This is a genomic window from Streptomyces sp. NBC_00104, assembly GCF_045160825.1.
GTDB lineage: Bacteria > Actinomycetota > Actinomycetes > Streptomycetales > Streptomycetaceae > Streptomyces.
The window spans coordinates 4,767,155-4,786,895 of sequence record NZ_CP108215.1; the positions used below are offsets into that span (position 1 = coordinate 4,767,155).

16 protein-coding genes are annotated in these 19,741 nt (G+C 71.6%); 6 read left to right on the forward strand and 10 right to left on the reverse strand.

Annotated elements, in window-relative coordinates; genetic code table 11:
• Nucleotides 1-11 precede the first annotated feature (11 nt).
• From OG272_RS20790 to OG272_RS20810, 5 genes are all read right to left on the reverse strand, one after another.
• A complete protein-coding gene (locus tag OG272_RS20790; RefSeq protein ID WP_326582151.1) occupies nucleotides 12-290 on the reverse strand; it encodes a hypothetical protein in 279 nt (92 codons plus the stop codon).
• Between the two features lie 293 nt (nucleotides 291-583).
• Nucleotides 584-2,683, reverse strand: coding sequence for a fructose-specific PTS transporter subunit EIIC (locus OG272_RS20795; RefSeq protein ID WP_327729264.1), 2,100 nt, complete (start codon nucleotides 2,681-2,683; stop codon nucleotides 584-586).
• Between the two features lie 286 nt (nucleotides 2,684-2,969).
• Nucleotides 2,970-3,917: a 1-phosphofructokinase gene (gene pfkB / locus OG272_RS20800; RefSeq protein WP_327729263.1), complete on the reverse strand. Its 948-nt coding sequence runs from the start codon at nucleotides 3,915-3,917 to the stop codon at nucleotides 2,970-2,972.
• Nucleotides 3,914-4,765, reverse strand: coding sequence for a DeoR/GlpR family DNA-binding transcription regulator (locus OG272_RS20805; RefSeq protein WP_327729262.1), 852 nt, complete (start codon nucleotides 4,763-4,765; stop codon nucleotides 3,914-3,916). The genes pfkB and OG272_RS20805 overlap by 4 nt, the downstream gene beginning before the upstream one ends.
• Nucleotides 4,766-5,031: 266 nt before the next feature.
• Nucleotides 5,032-6,606 carry an MFS transporter gene (locus OG272_RS20810; protein WP_405894381.1) on the reverse strand — a complete coding sequence of 525 codons (1,575 nt, stop codon included), beginning with the start codon at nucleotides 6,604-6,606 and terminating at the stop codon, nucleotides 5,032-5,034.
• Between the two features lie 102 nt (nucleotides 6,607-6,708).
• Here OG272_RS20810 and OG272_RS20815 point away from each other — a divergent pair, with 102 nt between their 5' ends.
• Nucleotides 6,709-7,683 carry a helix-turn-helix transcriptional regulator gene (locus OG272_RS20815; protein ID WP_405894383.1) on the forward strand — a complete coding sequence of 325 codons (975 nt, stop codon included), beginning with the start codon at nucleotides 6,709-6,711 and terminating at the stop codon, nucleotides 7,681-7,683.
• Nucleotides 7,684-8,364: 681 nt separating this feature from the next.
• Here OG272_RS20815 and OG272_RS20820 read toward each other — a convergent pair.
• Entirely contained in the window at nucleotides 8,365-9,363 is a 999-nt protein-coding gene (locus OG272_RS20820) for an RNA polymerase sigma factor RpoD/SigA (RefSeq protein ID WP_405894385.1), read from the reverse strand.
• A gap of 192 nt (nucleotides 9,364-9,555) precedes the next feature.
• On the opposite strand from OG272_RS20820, the gene OG272_RS20825 reads away from it, so the two are divergent.
• The gene (locus OG272_RS20825; protein ID WP_405894387.1) at nucleotides 9,556-10,074 is read left to right on the forward strand and encodes a GNAT family N-acetyltransferase; all 519 of its coding nucleotides are present in this window, start codon (nucleotides 9,556-9,558) and stop codon (nucleotides 10,072-10,074) included.
• 11 nt (nucleotides 10,075-10,085) lie between these two features.
• Here the strand turns inward: OG272_RS20825 and OG272_RS20830 are convergent, their stop codons facing one another.
• Nucleotides 10,086-10,433, reverse strand: a complete 348-nt coding sequence (locus OG272_RS20830; RefSeq protein ID WP_326585783.1) for a DUF1330 domain-containing protein — start codon at nucleotides 10,431-10,433, stop codon at nucleotides 10,086-10,088.
• Between the two features lie 306 nt (nucleotides 10,434-10,739).
• Nucleotides 10,740-11,525: a class III extradiol ring-cleavage dioxygenase gene (locus OG272_RS20835; protein WP_326582143.1), complete on the reverse strand. Its 786-nt coding sequence runs from the start codon at nucleotides 11,523-11,525 to the stop codon at nucleotides 10,740-10,742.
• A gap of 208 nt (nucleotides 11,526-11,733) precedes the next feature.
• On the opposite strand from OG272_RS20835, the gene OG272_RS20840 reads away from it, so the two are divergent.
• On the forward strand, nucleotides 11,734-12,240 hold the full coding sequence (locus tag OG272_RS20840; protein ID WP_327729258.1) for a MarR family transcriptional regulator: 507 nt from the start codon (nucleotides 11,734-11,736) through the stop codon (nucleotides 12,238-12,240).
• A gap of 345 nt (nucleotides 12,241-12,585) precedes the next feature.
• Here the strand turns inward: OG272_RS20840 and OG272_RS20845 are convergent, their stop codons facing one another.
• Entirely contained in the window at nucleotides 12,586-14,136 is a 1,551-nt protein-coding gene (locus OG272_RS20845; RefSeq protein ID WP_326582141.1) for an MFS transporter, read from the reverse strand.
• Between the two features lie 321 nt (nucleotides 14,137-14,457).
• The gene (locus OG272_RS20850; protein ID WP_327729255.1) at nucleotides 14,458-15,111 is read right to left on the reverse strand and encodes a helix-turn-helix domain-containing protein; all 654 of its coding nucleotides are present in this window, start codon (nucleotides 15,109-15,111) and stop codon (nucleotides 14,458-14,460) included.
• A gap of 316 nt (nucleotides 15,112-15,427) precedes the next feature.
• Between OG272_RS20850 and OG272_RS20855 the strand changes: the two genes are divergently transcribed.
• From OG272_RS20855 to OG272_RS20865, 3 genes are all read left to right on the forward strand, one after another.
• Nucleotides 15,428-16,759 (forward strand): M6 family metalloprotease domain-containing protein, encoded by a 1,332-nt coding sequence (locus OG272_RS20855; RefSeq protein WP_328223298.1) that lies wholly within the window; start codon nucleotides 15,428-15,430, stop codon nucleotides 16,757-16,759.
• Between the two features lie 221 nt (nucleotides 16,760-16,980).
• Nucleotides 16,981-18,714: an IclR family transcriptional regulator C-terminal domain-containing protein gene (locus OG272_RS20860; protein ID WP_328223299.1), complete on the forward strand. Its 1,734-nt coding sequence runs from the start codon at nucleotides 16,981-16,983 to the stop codon at nucleotides 18,712-18,714.
• A 217-nt stretch (nucleotides 18,715-18,931) separates the two neighbouring features.
• Nucleotides 18,932-19,672: a TetR/AcrR family transcriptional regulator gene (locus OG272_RS20865; RefSeq protein ID WP_326582137.1), complete on the forward strand. Its 741-nt coding sequence runs from the start codon at nucleotides 18,932-18,934 to the stop codon at nucleotides 19,670-19,672.
• Nucleotides 19,673-19,741 lie beyond the last annotated feature (69 nt).

Below are 19,741 nucleotides of genomic sequence, written 5' to 3' on the forward strand. Positions count from 1 at the left end.
GAGGGAAGGGCTCAGGCCCGGCGGTCGTCGCTGAACTGGCGGGCCAGGAACGCGAAGGCGTCCTGTTCCGCCGGGGTCAGCTCCACGTGCTCCACGTGCGGGCCCTTGCGGCGCTGCTGGGGCAGGCCCCGCAGCCGCTGCCCGCGCCGCCGGGCCAGCTCGGCGAAGCGGCCGCGGTGGACTTGGCGGTCGCGGTCCAGTACGCGGACGAGCACGGCGACCCAGATGACCGCCGCGAGAGCGAGGGCGACCACGCCCAACAGCTGGAGGATCGACACGTGCTCAGGCATGCCGTCCAGTAGACACCACCGGATGGGACTTTGAGCCCGGATCGTGACGTATCTCGCAGGTACGGCGTACAAGTCACACGGGTTGTAAAAGCGCCCAAAGGGGCGCACGGGGCGCCTCGCCGCCCCCGGCGCGGCCCGGAACCCGTGCGGACGCGCGCAGCTCGACCCCCGACCCGGCGGGCCCCGTCCCCCGGCCACCGCCCCCGTCCCCATCCCCGTCCCGCTCAGGGGAACGCGTACGGCCGTGGCCCGCTCGCGTGAGAGGCGGCCACGGCCGTCGTACGGTCCCGGGTTCAGGCCGCGACCGGCTCCTTCGTCTCCGTCTTGGCGGCGGGAGCGGACTCCGGTGCCGCGCCCGGCTGAGTCTTGCGCATGCCCTTCAGGACGATGACCAGGCCGGCCGTGACCGCCGTGCCGACCGCGATGGCCAGCAGGTAGAGGAGCGGCTTGCCGATCAGCGGGGTGACCCAGATACCGCCGTGCGGGGCGCGCAGGGTCGAACCGAAGGCCATGGCCAGTGCGCCGGTGACCGCGCCGCCCGCCATGGAGGCGGGGATCACGCGCAGCGGGTCGGCGGCGGCGAACGGGATCGCGCCCTCGGAGATGAACGAGGCGCCCAGCACCCAGGCCGCCTTGCCGTTCTCACGTTCGGCGGGGGTGAACAGCTTCTTGCGGATCGTGGTGGCGAGGGCCATGCCCAGCGGCGGGACCATACCGGCCGCCATGACCGCCGCCATGATCTTCATCGCGGAGTCGCTGGGGTCCTGCACCGCGATACCGGCGGTGGCGAAGGCGTAGGCGACCTTGTTGACCGGGCCGCCCAGGTCGAAGCACATCATCAGGCCGAGGAGGACACCGAGGAGGATGGCGTTGCTGCCGGAGAGGCCGCTCAGCCAGTCCGTCATGCCCTTCTGCGCCTCGGCGATGGGCTTGCCGATCACCACCAGCATCAGGAAGCCGACGACCATCGACGAGACGAGCGGGATCACGACCACCGGCATGATGCCGCGCATCACCGGCGGGATCTTGATCCGCTGGATACCGAGAACGACCGCACCGGCGATCAGACCGGCGACCAGACCGCCGAGGAAGCCGGCGTTGATGTTGGCGGCGATCATGCCGCCGACGAAGCCCGGGACGAGACCCGGCCGGTCCGCCATGCCGTACGCGATGTAACCGGCGAGGACGGGGATCAGGAAGCCGAAGGCGACGGCACCGATCTGGAACAGCAGGGCCGCCCAGCTGTCGACCTGGAGCCAGTCGAACTGCTCGGTGACCGGCTTGGCGTTGTTGATCTCCCAGCCGCCGATCGCGAAGCCGAGGGCGATCAGCAGACCGCCCGCCGCCACGAACGGGACCATGTAACTCACGCCGGACATCAGCCACTTGCGCAGCTTGGTGCCGTAGCCCTCGCCGGGCTCGCCCGCGCGGTCGACGGGGGTACCGGGGCGGGCGGCGGCCGTGACCTCACCGCGCTCGGCCTTGCCCCGGACCTCGGTGATCAGTTCGGCGGGGCGGTTGATGCCCGCCTTCACGCCGACGTCGACGGTGGGCTTCCCGGCGAACCGGTCCTTCTCCCGTACGGGCACGTCGTGGGCGAAGATCACGCCGTCGGCTGCGGCGATGACCGCCGGGTCGAGGCGGGTGAAACCGGCCGAGCCCTGGGTCTCGACGACGATCTCGACGTCATCGGCGTCCCGGCCCGCGTTCTCCAGCGACTCGGCGGCCATGTAGGTGTGCGCGATGCCGGTGGGGCACGAGGTGACGGCGACGATACGGAACGGGCGGGCGCCGGGGGCAGGGGCGGGGGCGGAGGCGGGCTCGTCGGTGGCGTCCGGTGCCGGGGAAGCGGCGGCGGTGGTGCTGACCGCGGCGGCGTCGGGGGAGGCCGTTCCGCCCGACACCGCCGCGGAGTCTTCGGTGCCCGAGGTGGTCTCGGTGGGCTGTGCCGTCTCGTCGCCCCGGATGAGCGCGGCGGCGTGGGCCGCGTCGTCCACGGCGCGGAGGGCGTCCGTGAACTCGGTGTTCATCAGCTGGCGGGCGAGGGAGGACAGGATCGTCAGATGGGCGTCGTCCGCGCCCGCCGGGGCGGCGATCAGGAAGATCAGGTCGGCGGGACCGTCGGGCGCGCCGAAGTCGATGCCGGCCGTGCTGCGACCGAAGGCGAGGGTCGGCTCGGTGACGTGCTCGCTGCGGCAGTGGGGGATGCCGATGCCGCCGTCGAGGCCGGTCGGCATCTGCGCCTCACGGGCTGCCACGTCGGCGAGGAAGCCGTCCAGGTCGGTGACCCGGCCCTTCGTCACCATGCGCTCGGCGAGGGCACGCGCCGCCGCTTCCTTCGTATCGGCGGACAGGTCGAGGTCGACCAGGTCCGCGGTGATCATCTCGCTCATCGCGGGCTCCTTCGCACGCGTATCGCCCAGGGGATGTGACGGGCGGGGGTGGGGACAGAAGAGTGGGGGGTGCGGGCCACGGGGGCCGACCAAGGGAGGGAGAGGCGGAGGGGGACGGAGGGGGCGTGGGGTAAGGGAAAACGAAGGTTCGTTCGCGGGGCGCGGGAGCCGGTGCCGTGAGGTACCGGCCGGCCGCCAAAACGAGGGTTCGTTCGCGGAGCGCCCAGACCATCAGGCCGAACCCCACCCCCGCCGCCAAAACGAAGGTTCGTTCGCGGTCTTCCGCTCATGAGACCGGTTCCTTCAGCACCCGGTCCGCCGGTACCTCCGACGTCACCGTCACCGCCGCCGGGTCCAGGTGGGCCGGGGTCGGCATGACGCTGCCGGGGAGTTGGACGGCGGCGGCGCCGTGGGCGACGGCGGAGGCGAGGGCTTCGGGGCCGTGGCCGCCGGCGATGAGGAAGCCGGCGAGGGAGGAGTCGCCGGCGCCGACGTTGCTGCGGACGGCGTCGACGCGGGCGGTGCCGAACCAGGCGCCGGAGGCGTTCACGAGGAGTTGCCCGTCGGCGCCGAGGCTGGCGAGGACCGCGTCGGCGCCCATCGCGCGGAGTTCCTCCGCGGCCTTGACGGCGTCGCCGACCGTGGCGAGGGGGCGGCCCACGGCTTCGGCGAGTTCCTCGGCGTTGGGCTTGACGACGTCCGGGCGTTCGCGGAGCGCGGCGAGCAGGGCCGGGCCGGAGGTGTCCAGGGCGATGCGGGTGCCGACCGCGTGGGCGCGGGCGACGAGTTCGGCGTACCAGGACGGGGCGAGGCCGCGCGGGAGGCTGCCGCAGCAGGCGATCCAGGAGGCCTCGGCGGACTGGGCGCGGACGGTCTCCAGGAGGAGTTCCTGTTCGGCGGGGGACAGTTCGGGGCCGGGTGCGTTGATCTTCGTCAGGACGCCGTCGGCTTCGGCGAGGGCGATGTTGGAGCGGGTCGCCCCGGCCACCGCCACGCGTGCGACCTCGATGCCCTGCGCGTCGAGCAGGTCCGCGACCAGCGCGCCCGGTGCTCCGCCGAGCGGCAGTACGGCCACGGTGCGCCGGCCGGCGGCGGCGACCGCGCGGGAGACGTTGACGCCCTTGCCGCCCGGGTCCATGCGTTCGCCGGTGGCCCGGATGACCTCGCCGCGGTCGAGGGAGGGGACCTCGTACGTGCGGTCGAGGGACGGGTTCGGGGTGACGGTGAGGATCATGAGTGGTCTTTCCGGCCGTTGATCGGGCCGTTTGTCCGGGGGTCGTCCGTCCGGCCCGTGCCGGAGCCGCTGATGCGCTCGGGGCCCGGGACGCGCAGCACTTCGGTGCCCTTGCGTTCGATAGCCAGGGCGTCTTCGGGGCTCAGCCCGCTGTCGGTGATCAGCAGGTCCACGTCGCTCAGGTCGCCGAAGCGGGCGAAGTGCTCCTGGCCGTGCTTGGAGGAGTCGGCGAGCAGCACCACGCGCCGGGCGGCGGCCACCGCCGCCCGCTTCACGGCGGCCTCGGCGAGGTCGGGGGTGGTCAGGCCATGGTCGGCGGAGAAGCCGTTGGCCGCCACGAAGAGGACGTCGGCGCGGATCTCGCCGTAGGCCCGCAGCGCCCAGGCGTCCACGGCAGCGCGGGTGCGGTGGCGGACGCGGCCGCCGACCAGGTGGAGCTGGATGCCCGGGTGGTCGGCCAGGCGGGCCGCGATCGGCAGGCTGTGCGTGACCGCGGTGAGCGCGGCCTCCAGCGGGATGGCGGCGGCGAGGCGCGCGACCGTCGTACCGGCGTCGAGGACGACGGTGCCGTCGCTCGGCAGTTCGGCCAGGGCGGCCTGGGCGATGCGGTCCTTCTCGTCGGCCGCGGTGCCCTCGCGTTCGGCGAGGTCGGGCTCGAAGTCCAGGCGGCCGGCGGGGATCGCGCCGCCGTGCACCCGCTGGACGAGGCCGGCGCGGTCGAGGGTCTTCAGATCCCGGCGAATCGTCTCCGCCGTGACCTGGAACTCCTCCGCCAGCGACACCACGTCCACCCGGCCGCCGTCACGGGCGAGCCGGAGGATCTCCTGCTGCCGCTCCGGTGCGTACATGTCCGTTCGCCTCCGACTGATGCCCGATTCTGTGGTTTCGCTGGGAGGCTACGCCCGGATTTCCAGAAAGTAAACAGGTTCGGGCGAGATTCGGACCGACTCGGACATGATCGGGCGTACGCCGAGAGCGGGGCCCCGCACCTCGGAGGTGCCGGGCCCCGCTCTCGCCGCCGGTCGGCACTCCGTCCTGCCGCCGGTCAGCGCGCCCTTCCGCCGCCGGTCAGCGGGCCCTCCTGCCGCCGGTCAGCGCGCCCTCCTGCCGCCGGTCAGTGCGCCGACTCGTCGGTCTCCGCGGCTGCCCGCCCCGGCAGGGCGAACATCAGCAGGAAGATCGCGATCAGGACCGCGGCCACCCAGCCGAGGGCGTACTCGAAGGCGTCCACGAAGGCGGGGCCGATCGCGGCCGGGGCGAGGTGGTCGTCCATGACGCCGAAGAAGATCACGGCGACCAGGCCGAGACCCAGCGCGTTGCCCATCTGCTGGACGGTACTGATCAGCCCGGACGCGGAACCGGCGTGCTCACGCGGCACCCCGGAGAGGATCGCGTCGGTCAGCGGGGCGACGATGAGCCCCATGCCCGCCCCCATCACGACCAGCGGGAACGCCATCTGCCAGGGGGTGATGGCGAGGCCGTACCATGCGGACTCGGCCAGGTAGAGCAGCACCCCGGCCGCCATCAGCAGCGCGCCCGCCTGGAGGACCTTGCGGCCGAAGCGCGGGACGAGCTTCTGGACCGAGACCCCGGCCGCGACCGACACCGCGAGGGAGAACGGGATGCCGGTGAGGCCGGCCCGCAGGACGCTCCAGCCGAGGCCGGTCTGCAGGTAGAGGGTCCAGACGAGGAAGAAGACGCCGAGGGCGATACCGAAGACGGTCTGTACGGCGATACCGGCGGCGAAGCTCTTCACCCGGAACAGCGACAGTTCGATCAGCGGGGATCCGTCGCGCGCGGTCTTGCGCCGTTCGTACGCCACCAGCGCCGCGAACACGGCCGGTGAGCCGGCCATCGAGACGTACCCCCACAGCGGCCAGCCCGTCTCATGGCCCCGGGTGAGCGGGTAGAGCAGCATCAGCAGGCCGGCGGTGACGAGGACGACGCCGACGAGGTCCAGCTTCAGGGCGTGCGGGGCCTTGGACTCGGTGATGAAACGGCGGCCCAGGATCAGGCCCGCGATGCCGACGGGCAGGTTGATCAGGAAGATCGCCCGCCATTCGAGGCCGAGCGGGTTCCACTCGATGAGCAGGGCGCCGAGCAGCGGGCCGGAGACCGCGCCGAGACCCACGATCGCGCCGAACAGCCCGAACACCTTGCCGCGTTCGTGCGCCGGGAAGGTCGCGTGCACGATCGACAGCACCTGCGGCACCATCAGCGCGGCGGTCGCGCCCTGCGCGATCCTCGCCGCCACCAGCATCTCCGGGTTCGCGGCGAGACCGCAGAGCGCGGAGGCGAGGGTGAAGCCGCCGATGCCGAGGAGGAAGATCCGCCTGCGGCCGTGGATGTCGCCGAGCCGGCCGCCGGTGACCAGGCCCGCGGCGAAGGCGAGGGCGTAGCCGGCGGTGATCCACTGGATCTGGCTGAACGTGGCGCCTTCGCTTCGCTGGATGGAGGGGATCGCGATGTTGACGATGGTGACGTCGACCAGGTCCATGAAGGCGGCCGTCATGACGATGGCGAGGGCTATCCAGCGGCGGCGGTCGGCTCCGCCGGGGGACGCGTCGAGCGCCGTTCGGGTTTCTGTCGTCGGGTCACTGACGGTCGTCCGTGGCTGGTCGCGCCCACGCGACGAAGTCGCAGATGTAACAGCCCCGCGCCCCTTCAGGGCGCTCGTTGTCGAGGTCATGCATGGAAAGTAGAGGTCCAGTAGGTCAGATCGTGTCCTACTTCTCCGGCATGCTCGGGTCATGACGACACCAGGGAAACCATCGGACGGAGAGGGGCTCTCATGACCACCGACACCCCCGGCCGGCTCCTTCAACTCCTCTCCCTCCTCCAGACCCCCCGCGAGTGGCCCGGCGGTGAGCTCTCCGACCGGCTCGGGGTGTCGCGGCGAACCGTTCGGCGGGACATCGACCGGCTGCGGGAGCTGGGGTATCCGGTGCAGGCGACGAAAGGGGCGGAGGGCGGGTACCGGCTGGTGGCGGGGAAGGCGATGCCCCCGCTCGTGCTGGACGACGAGGAGGCCGTGGCGATCGCGGTGGGACTGCGGGCCGGGGCCGGGCACGCGGTGGAGGGGGTGGACGAGGCGTCCGTACGGGCGCTCGCCAAGCTCGAACAGGTGCTGCCGTCGCGGTTGCGCCACCGGGTCTCCACGCTGCAGGCCGCCACCACTCCCCTGACCAGCGGCGACGGGGCGACCGTCGCCCCCGAGACATTGACCGTGATGGCCTCGGCGGTGGCGGGTCGGGAGCGGCTGCGCTTCGCCTACCGTTCCGGCGACGGGACGGACTCGCGGCGGCACTGCGAGCCGTACCGGCTCGTCTCGACCGGCCGCCGCTGGTATCTCGTCGCGTACGACCTCGACCGCGCCGACTGGCGCACCTTCCGGGTCGACCGGGTCGAGGAACCCTTCGCCACGGGCGCCCGGTTCACACCGCGCGAGCTGCCGAAGGGGAGTGCGGAGGAGTATCTGAAGCAGTCGATGTACCGGCGGCAGGAGGCGTACGCGTTCGACGTCACCTTCGCCGCGCCCGCCGAGTTCATCGCGGCCCGGCTGCCCCGCTGGTTCGGTACGCCCGAACCCGTCGACGAGCGCAGCTGCCGGCTGCGGGCCTCCGTCGGCGACTCCATGGAGTGGCTGGCCGTACGGCTCGCCGTCGTCGACTGCGACTTCACGGTGCACGAGCCGCCGGAACTGGTGGGCTACGTACGGGAGTTGGGCTCGCGACTGGCTCGTGCGGCGGGCGGCGCGGAGGGGTGAGGCGAGGGGCTCCGGGCCTCTGACGTGCGGGGATGACGCTCGCCACGGCTCGGGCGGAGGTCGCCTCTGTGGCACAATCTGCCGTTCGGGTCACCCCGGGGTTCAGGTCCGGGGTGGCCCTTCGGTCTGCCTGCCCCGAGCACCTTCGGGTCGGCCCGTGCCAGCCCGCGCCTCGGCCCGTGCCTCGGTCCCGCGTCTCGGTCCTGCGCCTCGGCCCCGCGCCTCGGTAGCGGAAATGGAGCCGGGCTCCGGCGCCGGGGGGGGAGGCGCCGAAGCCCGGCTCTGGGAGAGTCCCGGCGCTGGGGGGAGAGCGTCGGGACTCGGCTTCGGATGGCTGCGGTCGTGATGGTCGCAGCCGTGGTCGTGGGGGCGGCGGTTGCTGTGGTTCCCTCGAACTCCGGGTCCCGGGCCTGACGGCTCCGGGCCGGTGAAGTCGTGGGCCCTGAAGTCTTGTGCCCCGGGAACGCAGAGTTGAAGCGGCACAGTACGGCCAAGTAGCGGCGTAGTACGGCCAAGGTGTGGTCGAGGTACGACCATACGCCGGGCCAGGCCCCGCATCGGCCCCAGGGGTTGGGCCGTACGGGGCCTTGGTCTGTACCGGCCGTGATCCGTACCCGTTGCGTTATCCGTTGCGTTATCCGTTGCCTAATCCGTTGCCGTATCCGCTGTTCCTCGGGCGGATCAGGCGACGGCGTCGAAGCCCGTGTCGCGGGCGAGCTTCTTCAGTTCGAGCAGGGCGTGCTTCTCGATCTGGCGGATCCGCTCGCGGGTGAGCCCGTGCTCCTTGCCGACCTCGGTGAGGGTCCGCTCGCGGCCGTCCTCGATGCCGTACCGCATCTTGATGATGGACGCGGTGCGCTGGTCGAGGCGCCCGATGAGGTCGTCCAGCTCCTCGCTGCGCAGCAGCGTGAGCACGGACTGCTCGGGCGAGACCGCGGAGGTGTCCTCCAGCAGGTCGCCGAACTGGGTGTCGCCGTCGTCGTCCACCGACATGTTCAGCGAGACCGGGTCGCGGGCCCAGTCGAGGACGTCGACGACGCGGTCCGCGTTGGAACCGAGTTCGGCGGCGATCTCCTGGGGCTCGGGGTCACGCCCGTGCTCGCGGTTGAACTCGCGCTGCACGCGGCGGATCCGGCCCAGTTCCTCGACGAGGTGGACGGGCAGCCGGATGGTGCGCGACTGGTCCGCTATCGAACGGGTGATGGCCTGACGGATCCACCAGGTGGCGTACGTGGAGAACTTGAAGCCCTTGCGGTAGTCGAACTTCTCCACCGCGCGGACCAGGCCGGCGTTGCCCTCCTGGATGAGGTCGAGCAGGGGCAGGCCACTGCGCGGATAACGCCGGGCGACCGCCACGACGAGCCGCAGGTTCGACCGGATGAAGATGTCCTTGGCCCGCTCGCTGTCCGCGACGAGGGCCTCGAGCTCTTCGCGGGTGGCGTCCGCCCTGGCCGCCTCCTCGCCGTCGAGGATCTGCTGCGCGAACACACCCGCCTCGATGATCTGGGACAGCTCGACTTCCTTGGCGGCGTCGAGCAGCGGCGTACGCGCGATCTCGTCGAGGTACATGCCGACCAGGTCGCGGTCGGCGATCTCGCCGCCAGAGGCGCGAACGCTGCGAGCCGCGTCGGCCCGGCCGGAGGCGGACGAACGACGAGCGGCGACGGCACGGGTTGCCATGCGTGCTCCCTTGCGATGGTGGGCTGGCAGGGTCGTGTCTGGTCCTACGTGTGTCTTGTGCGGCCGCTCGGACACTCTCCCGAGTGCCCTGCTTCCGAAGGAAACAACGACTGGAATCAGGACAGAATTCCCCACCCGTCCCACTATTTTTCTGATCTTGCAGTACCCTGTGCCGCCACAGGAGGAGGCGGGATGTCGGCGGAGTCCGCAGAGGTGCAGGTCAGACCAGGAGTCGAGACCGACCTCGCCGCCCTCACCGACATCTACAACCACTACGTCCGTGAGACGCCCATCACATTCGATACCGCTGTCTTCACTCCGGAAGAGCGCCGCCCTTGGCTGCTCTCCCACCTTGAAGACGGACGGCACCGCCTGATGGTTGCCGCCGGCGCCGACTCACAGCGGATTCTCGGGTACGCCACGAGCAGCGCGTTTCGCGCGAAACCGGCGTACGACACCTCGGTGGAGGTGTCGGTGTACCTCGCCCCGGACGCGGGCGGCCGGGGCGTGGGCACGCTGCTGTACAAAGCACTGTTCGAGGCGCTCGCCGACGAGGACGTCCATCGCGCCTACGCCGGCATAGCGCAGCCGAACGAGGCCTCCACCCGGCTGCACGAGCGGTTCGGGTTCCGGTACGTCGGGACGTACCGGGAGGTCGGGCGGAAGTTCGGGCGGTACTGGGATGTGGCCTGGTACGAGAAGGGGCTGTGAGGCGGGATCTCCTAGTCGGCGGCCAGGGACTCCCGCATGACCTTCGCGGTGGCGGTGGGGTCGTAGTCGTCCGGTACCCCTTCGACCAGGATGATGTCTCCCGCGATGTGCCGTGACCGCAGTGGGGCGATCTCCTGGTACGCGGGTGAGTCCCACCAGCTCCGCGCCTCGGCGATCCCGGGGAAGCCGATCACCACGACGGCTCCGGGCCAACTCCCCTCCTTCACCTCGTGCCGGGCGACATGGACGAGGAAGCGGCCGCCGTACGGCTCGAAGGTGGCGGGGATGCGCTCGATGTACTCGGCGATCTCCGGGTGCGGGGCGGCGTCCTTCAGGTGGGCTATGGCATAGGCGGGCATGGACATGGGCATGGCGTCCTTCCGGTCGGTCGGGCTCCGTACGCCGACGAGCCTGGCAGCCGGACGGGCCGGAGTCGATGACCTGCCAGGTAAGCGACCCCGACCCGGGGGCCCGGGTAAGTGGGCCCGACCCGGGGGCCCGGGTAAGTGGGCCCGACCCGGGGGCCCGGGTAAGTGGGCCCGACCCGGGGGCCCAGGTAAGTGGGCCCGACCCGTGGGCCCAGGTAAGCGACCCCGGTCCATGGGCCCGCGCGAACCGACCCGCCCCGTCGTCGGCGGGACGCCGTCCGACCGCTCCGTCAGCGGCTAGCCGAACTGCACCGACCGCTTCGCCAGCCCCAGCCAGAAGCCGTCGATCACCGACTTCTGGGCGTCCAGTTCGCCGGAGGCCTCGGCCGCGCCCATCGTGACGAAGAGGGGCGCGAAGTGCTCCGTGCGGGGGTGGGCCAGCTGCCCGGCCGGGGACTTGTGGAGGAAGTCGAGGAGGGCGTCCCAGTCGCGGGACTCGAGGGCGCGGTGGCCCCAGTCGTCGAACTCGGTGGACCAGGTGGGGACGCCGGCCTGGCGGAGGGCGGCGAGGTTGTGGGTGAAGAACCCGGAGCCGACGATCAGCACGCCCTCGTCACGGAGGGGGGCGAGCTTGCGGCCGATGTCCATCAGCTTCAGCGGGTCCAGGGTCGGCATGGAGATCTGGAGGACCGGGATGTCGGCGTCCGGGTACATCTCGACCAGGGGGACGTACGCGCCGTGGTCGAGGCCCCGGTCCGGGATGTCCTGGACGGGGATGCCGGGGGCCCGGAGCAGCTTGCGGACCGAGGCGGCCAGCTCGGGGGCGCCCGGGGCCCCGTAGCGCACCTGGTAGTAGTGCTCGGGGAAGCCCCAGAAGTCGTAGACCAGGGGGACGCGGTCGACCGCGCCGAGGGCGAGGGGGGCCTCCTCCCAGTGGGCGGAGACCATGAGGATCGCCTTGGGGCGGGGCAGGGTCGCGGACCAGGCGGCGAGCTCGCCGGGCCAGATCGGGTCGTCGGCGAGCGGCGGGGCCCCGTGGCTCAGATACAGGGCGGGCATGCGCTCGGCGGTGGCGGCGGACATAGGGGTGACTCCCTCAACACACACGCGACGCACACGACACATACGCCTCGGCGGGCTCGGTGGTCGCTTCTGTCTCCTTGGTGGCGCCTGACGCTCCAGGCACTTGAGACTCCCCCTGACTCCCCAGTAGTTGAAGTCTCAATATTTGTTGTTTCACCTTACATCTCTATAGTTCAATTTTCAAGAAGGAGCCTCGTACAGTGGGGGTATGAAGACCCCATCCGCCGAGGAAGAACCCCGCTGGCTCACCGAAGAGGAGCAGCGCACCTGGCTCGCCTATGTGCACGCCACCACCCTGCTGGAGGACCATCTCGACCGCCAGTTGCAGCGCGACGCGGGCATGCCGCACCTCTACTACCACCTGCTCGTGGTGCTGTCCGCCGAACCGCAGCGGCGGCTGCGGATGACCGAGCTGGCGATGCGGACGAAGATCACGCGGTCGCGGCTGTCGCACGCCGTGGCCCGGCTGGAGAAGAACGGGTGGGTGCGGCGCGAGGACTGCCCCGTGGACAAGCGGGGACAGTTCGCGGTGCTCACGGACGCGGGGTTCGAGATGCTCTCGAAGAGCGCGCCCGGGCATGTGGCCGCGGTGCGGCAGGCGCTGTTCGACCGGTTGTCGGCGGAGCAGCAGAAGGCCCTCGGCGAGATCATGGGGATCATCGCGGAGGGGCTCCAGCCGTCGGAGGCGGGTGCGGACCTGCCCTGGCTGCGGTAGCGCTCCGCAAGGGGAGCCGTGGGTCGCCGTGGGACTGCCGGGTGTGTGCGGCTGCCGGGTGTGTGCGGCTGCGGCCGCCCGGTGGGCGTGGCTGCGGCCGCCCGGTGGGCGTGGCTGCGGCCGCCCGGTGGGCGTGGCTGCGGCCGCCCGGTGTGCGTGGCTGCGGCCGCCGGGTGGGCGCGGGCCATCTGCGCCCGCGGGCCGTCTTGGGCTTGGCTGGTCGCGCGGTTGCCCGCGCCCTTGGAGGGGTCGGGCAGGGAGCTTCCCCCTGCCACGCCCCGGAGGGGTGGGACAAGGGCTCCGCCCCTGTCCCACCCCTCCGGTGTCAAGCGTCAGACCGGTGCCTCAGTGGGCGATCACCGGGACCTTGACCTCGTTCGTCGCGTCCTCGCCCTCGCCCGTGGTCGCCGTCATGTCGGGCTTGCCCGTCGTGACGAGGGTGAAGGCGATGGCGGCGGAGGCCACGAGGATGGCCACGGCGAACCAGATGGCATTGGTGTAGCCGTTGACCATGCCCTGGAGCTGGACCAGCTGGGCGGCCGGCTTCGAGGTGGCCGCGCCGATGTGGTCCTCGATGTAGGACGTGGTCGCGGAGGCGGCGATCGTGTTCAGGAGGGCCGTGCCGATGGCGCCGCCGACCTGCTGCGAGGTGTTGACCATGGCGGAGGCCACGCCCGCGTCACGCGGTTCGACACCGTAGGTCGCGAGGGACATCGCCGGCATGAACGCCGTACCCATGCCGAGGCCGAGCAGCAGCTGGGCCGGCAGGAGCAGACCGACGTACGAGGAATCGATCTCCATCTGGGTGAGCAGGAGCATGCCGAGGCCGGCGACCAGGAAGCCGGGGGCCATCAGCAGGCGCGGCGGGACCCGGGTCATCAGGCGGGTGCCGATCTGGGTCGATCCGGTGATCATGCCCACGATCATCGGCAGGAAGGCGAAACCGGTCTTGACCGGCGAGTACCCCTTCACGATCTGCAGGTAGTAGGTCAGGAAGAGGAACAGACCGAACATCGCGATGATCGCGAGGCCGAGGGAGAGGTAGACACCGCCGCGGTTGCGCTCGGTGATCACGCGCAGCGGCAGCAGCGGGGCCTTGACCTTGGACTCGACGAACACGAAGGCCGCGAGGAGCGCCGCCGAGGCGACGAACAGGGTGATCGTCATCGAGTCGCCCCAGCCGTCGGACTCGGCCCGGGTGAAGCCGTAGACCAGGGAGACCAGGCCCAGGGTGGACAGGACCACGCCGGGGATGTCGAGCGGGGAGCGGTTGCGGCCGCCCGCCGGCTCACGGATGACGAAGTACGCGCCGGCCGCCGCGATCACCGCGAACGGGATGTTGACGAAGAACGTCCAGCGCCAGTCCAGGTACTCGGTGAGGAAGCCGCCGAGAATCAGGCCCACGGCGCCGCCGCCACCGGCGATCGCGCCGTAGATGCCGAAGGCCTTGGCGCGCTCCTTGGCGTCGGTGAACATCACGGCGAGGAGGGAGAGCGCGGCGGGCGCGAGCAGCGCGCCGAAGGCGCCCTGGAGCGCGCGGGCGCCCAGCATCATCGCCTCACTGGTGGCCGCGCCGCCCAGTGCGGAGGCGCCGGCGAAGCCGATCAGACCGGTGACGAAGGTGCGCTTGCGGCCCCACAGGTCGGAGATACGGCCACCGAAGAGGAGCAGACCGCCGAAGGCCAGCGCGTACGCGGTGATGACCCACTGGCGGTTGCCGTCCGATATCCCCAGGTCCTGCTGGGCGGAGGGGAGGGCGATGTTCACGATGGTCGCGTCGAGCACGACCATCAACTGGGCGAGGGCGATGAAGACGAGCGCTTTCCAGCGGCTGGCGTGAGCGTCGTTGTGCGGATCGTCCACCGATCCGGGGACGCTGCGGACTGTTTCGGACATGGAGGTACCCACTTCGGGACTTCGTGACGGAAAGTTCGGTAGGGATCGGTAGGGAGTGGCAGGAAAAGGGCGCGGTAAGGGAGAGCGAGGACCGAGGGCACGTCCCAGGGCGTCCTGGGGTCACGGCTCGTCGTCATCGACGGCCGTGAGCCCGGTGGTTCAGGTCGGGCGGCCCGATCGGTCAGGTCGAGTGGATCAGTACGAGTGGATCAGGACTGGTTGCTCGGAACTGGTTGCTCGGAACTGGTTGCTCGGGACTGATTGCGCAGGACTGGTTGCGCGGGACCGGTTGCGGAGGACTGGTCGCTCAGGGCGAGTGGCTCAGGGCGAGCAGGGCCTCCGTAGGTCCTCCACGGTCACGGGAGCACCGGGCAGTCGGGAGGGGGCCGGGGCGCGCAGGCCGTCCAGGAACAGTTGCAGGTGGCGGTGGAGGAAGCGGTCGGCGCCCGCGCACTGGGTGCCGGCCGGGGGCCTGCTGAGCTGGCTGACGGCGATCATCAGGTCGCCGACACCCACGTCGGCGCGGAGCTGCCCGGCGTCCCGGGCGCGCTTCATGATGCCCACGACCTGCTCCTCCAGGCGCTCGCGTGCCGCCTCCAGGTCGGGGTGGTGCTTGTCGAACGTACTCTGGACCATCGGGCAGAGGGCGCTGACCCGTTCGTCGGCCGAGGTGTGCACGAAGCGCGAGAGCGCCTCGAACGCGTCGCCGGTCTCGGCGAGCGCGGCCTCGGCCGCGAGGGCCGTACGGTCCAGGACCGAGCAGACGACCTCACGGACGAGAGCGTCGCGGTCCGGGAAGTTGCGGTACAACGTGGCGTTGCCGACGCCGGCCCGGCGGGCGATCTCGTCGAGCGGCACCTCGGGGCCGAACTCCACGAACATCTCCCGGGCGGCGGTGACGATCCGCTCCCGGTTGCGCACGGCGTCGGCCCGAGGGCGGGACACCTTGCGCTGCACGGCGGTGGCGGTCTCCACGGCGTACTCCTCTTCCTGTGTCCAGTGGCATGGGGGGAGCCCGGTGACTATCCGGGGATGGAGTCCCCGTTTCGCTCGGACGCATGGTTAAACGGGGAAACGATCCCCGGTTATTTCCCGTCTCCGAAGTCTTTTCCCGTGACCTGGGTCACAGTGCGACGAGGTGCCCGGCCGAACTCCTCCGCCCCGGCCCCACCCGCAGGTGAAACCCACGTTCGGCCCTTCCAGCGCGCGCCCGCGCACCCCTCGACACAGGGTGATCGAAAGGGCGCAGCCTCGTCACCGGGCGGCTGCCGTGGAAGCGAAGGGCGTGTGCATGCTGCAGCCGTTCCGCCGAGGCGGGATACCTCCGCGCCGGATACAGCCGCGCCGGATACCTCCGCGCCGGATACGGCCGCGCCGTGTCGTCGCGCTCGCCTCCGTCACCGCCCTCACGCTCGCGGTCAGCACCTCCGCGGGCACCGGGCATCTGACGGCGAAGGGGACGACGACGGCCGCGGGGGCCACCGCCCTGGCCCGCGGTTCGGCGCTCGGTCCCTGCATGATCCGCGGCCCGCTCGGCACCCAGATGTCCGAGGGCGTCCCGACCCCGCCCGGCTACTCGCGCTCCACCGGCACGGTCCGTGCCCTCAACCTGATGGTCGACTTCTCCGACGCGCCCGGCGAGGGCAGCGCGATGGACCGCTTCGCGGAGTTCGCCCCGCAGACCCAGAAATGGTTCAGGACCAGCAGTTACGGCCGTATCGACTACCGCCCCGAGGCCCCGCTCACCGAGTGGCTGCGGATGCCGAGATCCTTCCGCTCGTACGGCATAGAGCGCGGCGCCCCCTTCGAGCCCGGCTACCGCCGGCTGGTCCAGGACATGGTGCGGGCCGCCGATCCGCTGGTGGACTTCCGGTCGTACGACCTCATCAACGTCCTCGTCACCCCGAACGCCGGCCCGTCCGCTCTCGACACCGTCCTGTCGGTGACCTTCGCCGGCAACCGTGAGGCGCCGGTCGCGGACGGCGTGCCGGTCGCCAACGCGTCGTTCGTCTACAGCCGCCAGGACGACGGCTCGGGCACGTACGGGGAGACCGGATACCGGGTCCTCCCCCACGAGAACGGCCATGTCTTCGGGCTGCCCGACCTCTACACCCACGAGGGCGGGGGCGCGGTCGGGCACTGGGACATCATGAGCGAGGACTGGGGCGTCGACAACGATCTGCTGGGCTGGCACAAGTGGAAGCTCGGCTGGCTCGACGAGAAGCAGGTCGCCTGTGTGGCAGCCGTCGGCACCGCCGAGTACATGCTGACCCCGCTCGCCACCGCCGGCGGCGGCAAGCTGGTCGTCGTGCCGCTCAGCCCCCGGACGGCGTACGTCGTCGAGCTGCGGACGCGGGCGGGGAACGACGCGGTGGTGTGCCGGCCCGGTGTGCTCGTCTACCGGGTCGACGCGACCGTCGACACCGGGAACGGCCCCATCAAGGTCCACGACTCCCGCCGTGACAGCGGAGGGTGCACCCGCAGCCCCAACGTCCACGCGGAGCTGTCCGACGCGCCGTTCGTGCCGGGTGAGACCTTCAAGGACGTGCGGGCGGGGGTGGAGATCGCGGTGGCGGGGGTGGATGTCGGGGGGAACCATCGGGTGGTGGTGAGTCGACGGTGACGGTTTTTCTTGTCGGTCCCGAACCCGGGCTCGTTCCGGACCCCGGACCCCGGACCCGGCATCGTTCCGGACCCCGGACCCGGCATCGTTCCCGAACCCCGGACCCCGGCCCCGGCATCGTTCCCGAACCCCGACCCCCGACCCCCGAACCCCGAACCCCGAACCCCGAGTCACAAGGCGCCCGGCGCGGTGGTGCGGCACGGTCGCATTAACGTGACCCCATGCTCCCGAACGTCCCGCACGCGGCCACCGACCCCGCGCCCGCCGAAGCCGTCGCACCCCTGATGCGGGGGATCACCGTGCTGCGCCGGCTCACCGAGGCGGACGGGACGCTGAGTCTGAGCGGGCTGGAGAAGGCCACGGGGCTCGCGCGGTCCACGGTCGACCGGATCACGGCGACGCTGGCCCGCATGGGCTACGTACGGCTGGACGGCCGCGACGCGGTCCTCGCCCCCCGCCTGATGGAGCTGGGCAACGCCTATCTGGCCGCCATCCGCCTCCCCCGTCTCCTCGACGCCCACGCGGACGCCCTCGCCGACGAGTTGGACGAGTCGGTGTCCCTCGCGGTCGGCGACCGGGACGGGGTCCGTTTCATCCACCAGGCCACCCGGCGCCGCGCGATGTCCCTCAGCTTCCGCATCGGCGACCTCCTGCCCGCCGAACGCACCGCGCCGGGCCCGCTGTTCGCCACCGAGTGGCAGCCGGCGGACTGGGCCCGGTGGAACGCCCGCCGCGCGGCCGACCCGGAGGGCCACGGCTTCCCGGCGGTGCCTCCGCGCAGCGGCGCGTACGACGACTTCGAGGACCGTACGGCCCGGGCGGGCGCCCAAGGGTGGGCACTTGATGACCAGTTGATCGAGCCGGGGCTGGTGGCGGTGTCCGTACCCGTGCGGGATCCGCGTACGGGACGGGTCGTGTGTGTGGCGAGCGTCGTCAGCCATACGAGCCGGCACACGGCGGAGTCCCTGCGGACGACGCTGCTGCCACGGCTGCGGGCGACCGTCGCGCGGATGGAACGGGAGTTGCGGGAGCCTCGGACGGCCACGGCCACGGCCACGGCCACGGCCACGGCCACTGCCACTGCCACTGCCACGGTCATGGTCATGGCCACTGCCGGGGGCGGCTCCTCGGGTCCCTCCGGACTGGCCGCCTGGACCGGCGCCTCCAAGCAGGAACTGGGCCGGGAGTTCGTCGAGTCGCTCGCCCGGGGGCTCACCGTGATCACCTCCTTCGGCGAGGGGCGAGCCGAACTCACCCTCACCGAGGTCGCCCAGGCCACCGGGCTCGCGCGGGCGACGGCCCGGCGAGCACTGATCACCCTCGAACACCTCGGCTACGTCGAGTCGTACGACCGGGTCTTCCGCCTCACGCCCCGGGTGCTGGGCCTGGGCTTCCCGCCCCTGTCGATGCTGCCCCTCCCCCGGATCGCCGCGCCGCACCTGGCCGAACTCTCCGCGCGGGTCCATGACTCGGCGTCCCTCGCGATCCTCACCGGGGGCGGGGACGAGGTGCAGTACACCGCACGGGTCGCCACCAGCCGGATCATGAGCGTCAACATCACCCTCGGGACGCGGCTGCCGGCGTACGCGACGTCCTTGGGGCGGGTGATGCTCGCCGATCTGCTGCCCGAGGTCTCCCTCCCGGAGCGTCTCGTCCGGCTGACCCCGCACACGGTCACCGAGCGGCGGGAGCTGCTGGCCGTCCTGGAGCGCGTGCGGGACGCCGGTTACGCCCTCGTCGACGGGGAGTTGGAGGAGGGGCTGCGGTCCATCGCCGTGCCGGTGCGGGAGCGGGGCGGGCGGGTCGTCGCCGCGGTGAATGTCGCGATGCACAGCAGCCGGCGGTCGGTCGAGGAGTGCGTGGCGGAGGTGCTGCCCGAGCTGCGGGACGCGGTGGGGCGGATCGAGGGGGAGCTGAGGGTGGCGGGCATGTTCCGGCGGGTCCCGGAAGTCTGACCGGGAGTCCGGCCGGGAGCCCGGCCGACGTCTGACCGGGAGCCCGGCCAGCGTCTGACCGGGAGTCCGGCCACCGATGGATGCGAACATCGTGCGCTGATAGCGCCAGCCGTACGCAAGCCACATCGCCCGTACGCTGGTGGCGTCACCCGTACGCAGGCGGCATCGCCCGTACGCTGGCGGCGTCAGCCGTACGCAGGCAGAGGAGAGGCGTCCCATGGCACCCGAGAAGCAGGTCAGGAAGCCGGAAGGGTTCCAGTCCGTGTGGACCCGGCCCCGGACCGGGCGGGAGCAGCCCGCGCTGAGCCGGGAACACATCGTGGCCGAGGCACTGCGGCTGCTCGACGAGGAGGGCATCGACGCGCTGAGCATGCGCAAGCTCGGCGCCCGCCTGGGCGCCGGCGCGACCTCCCTCTACCGCCATGTCGCCAACAAGGACGAGCTGCTGGAGCTGGCCGTCGACGAGATCTACGGCGAGATCGAGGTCCCCTCCTCCCCCGATCAGGCGAACTGGCGTACCGACACGGCCCGTTGCGCCCACGAGCTGCGCGCCACGATCCTGCGCCACCCGTGGCTGGCCTCCGTGCTCGGCGAGTTGGGCATGTCCTATCTCGGCCCGAACTGGATGCGGATCTCCGAGGCCATGCTGAACCTGCTGACCACCGCCGGGTTCCCGGCCGACGAGGCCGACCGGGCGCTCTCGACGCTCGTCGCGTACGTCACCGGCATGGCCACCAGTGAGGCCGCCTGGCTCAACGTCCTCGCCCGCAGCGGCCAGGACGAGCGGACCATGGTCGAACGGCTGTGGCCGGCCGCCGAGGAGGCCGCCCAGGACTACCCGCTGCTGCGCGAGGGCTACGCCGAACAGCGCGGCACGGATCCGCGGGAGGCCCGGGAGGAGGGGTTCCGGTACGGGCTCGACCGGGTGCTCGACGGGTTGGAGACGCGGCTGAAGTGACCCGCCGGTCCAGGGTGACTCCGACGCGACCGCACCTCCAACTCCCTTTTCCCGCTACTCGCTTACTCG

Excerpts from the sequence above, each read along its gene's own strand:
- OG272_RS20790 (WP_326582151.1), bottom strand. The coding sequence starts at position 290 with ATGCCTGAGCACGTGTCGATCCTCCAGCTGTTGGGCGTGGTCGCCCTC.
- OG272_RS20795 (WP_327729264.1), bottom strand. The coding sequence starts at position 2,683 with ATGAGCGAGATGATCACCGCGGACCTGGTCGACCTCGACCTGTCCGCC.
- pfkB (WP_327729263.1), bottom strand. The coding sequence starts at position 3,917 with ATGATCCTCACCGTCACCCCGAACCCGTCCCTCGACCGCACGTACGAG.
- OG272_RS20805 (WP_327729262.1), bottom strand. The coding sequence starts at position 4,765 with ATGTACGCACCGGAGCGGCAGCAGGAGATCCTCCGGCTCGCCCGTGAC.
- OG272_RS20810 (WP_405894381.1), bottom strand. The coding sequence starts at position 6,606 with ATGACCTCGACAACGAGCGCCCTGAAGGGGCGCGGGGCTGTTACATCT.
- OG272_RS20815 (WP_405894383.1), top strand. The coding sequence starts at position 6,709 with ATGACCACCGACACCCCCGGCCGGCTCCTTCAACTCCTCTCCCTCCTC.
- OG272_RS20820 (WP_405894385.1), bottom strand. The coding sequence starts at position 9,363 with ATGGCAACCCGTGCCGTCGCCGCTCGTCGTTCGTCCGCCTCCGGCCGG.
- OG272_RS20825 (WP_405894387.1), top strand. The coding sequence starts at position 9,556 with ATGTCGGCGGAGTCCGCAGAGGTGCAGGTCAGACCAGGAGTCGAGACC.
- OG272_RS20830 (WP_326585783.1), bottom strand. The coding sequence starts at position 10,433 with ATGCCCGCCTATGCCATAGCCCACCTGAAGGACGCCGCCCCGCACCCG.
- OG272_RS20835 (WP_326582143.1), bottom strand. The coding sequence starts at position 11,525 with ATGTCCGCCGCCACCGCCGAGCGCATGCCCGCCCTGTATCTGAGCCAC.
- OG272_RS20840 (WP_327729258.1), top strand. The coding sequence starts at position 11,734 with ATGAAGACCCCATCCGCCGAGGAAGAACCCCGCTGGCTCACCGAAGAG.
- OG272_RS20845 (WP_326582141.1), bottom strand. The coding sequence starts at position 14,136 with ATGTCCGAAACAGTCCGCAGCGTCCCCGGATCGGTGGACGATCCGCAC.
- OG272_RS20855 (WP_328223298.1), top strand. The coding sequence starts at position 15,428 with ATGCTGCAGCCGTTCCGCCGAGGCGGGATACCTCCGCGCCGGATACAG.
- OG272_RS20860 (WP_328223299.1), top strand. The coding sequence starts at position 16,981 with ATGCTCCCGAACGTCCCGCACGCGGCCACCGACCCCGCGCCCGCCGAA.
- OG272_RS20865 (WP_326582137.1), top strand. The coding sequence starts at position 18,932 with ATGGCACCCGAGAAGCAGGTCAGGAAGCCGGAAGGGTTCCAGTCCGTG.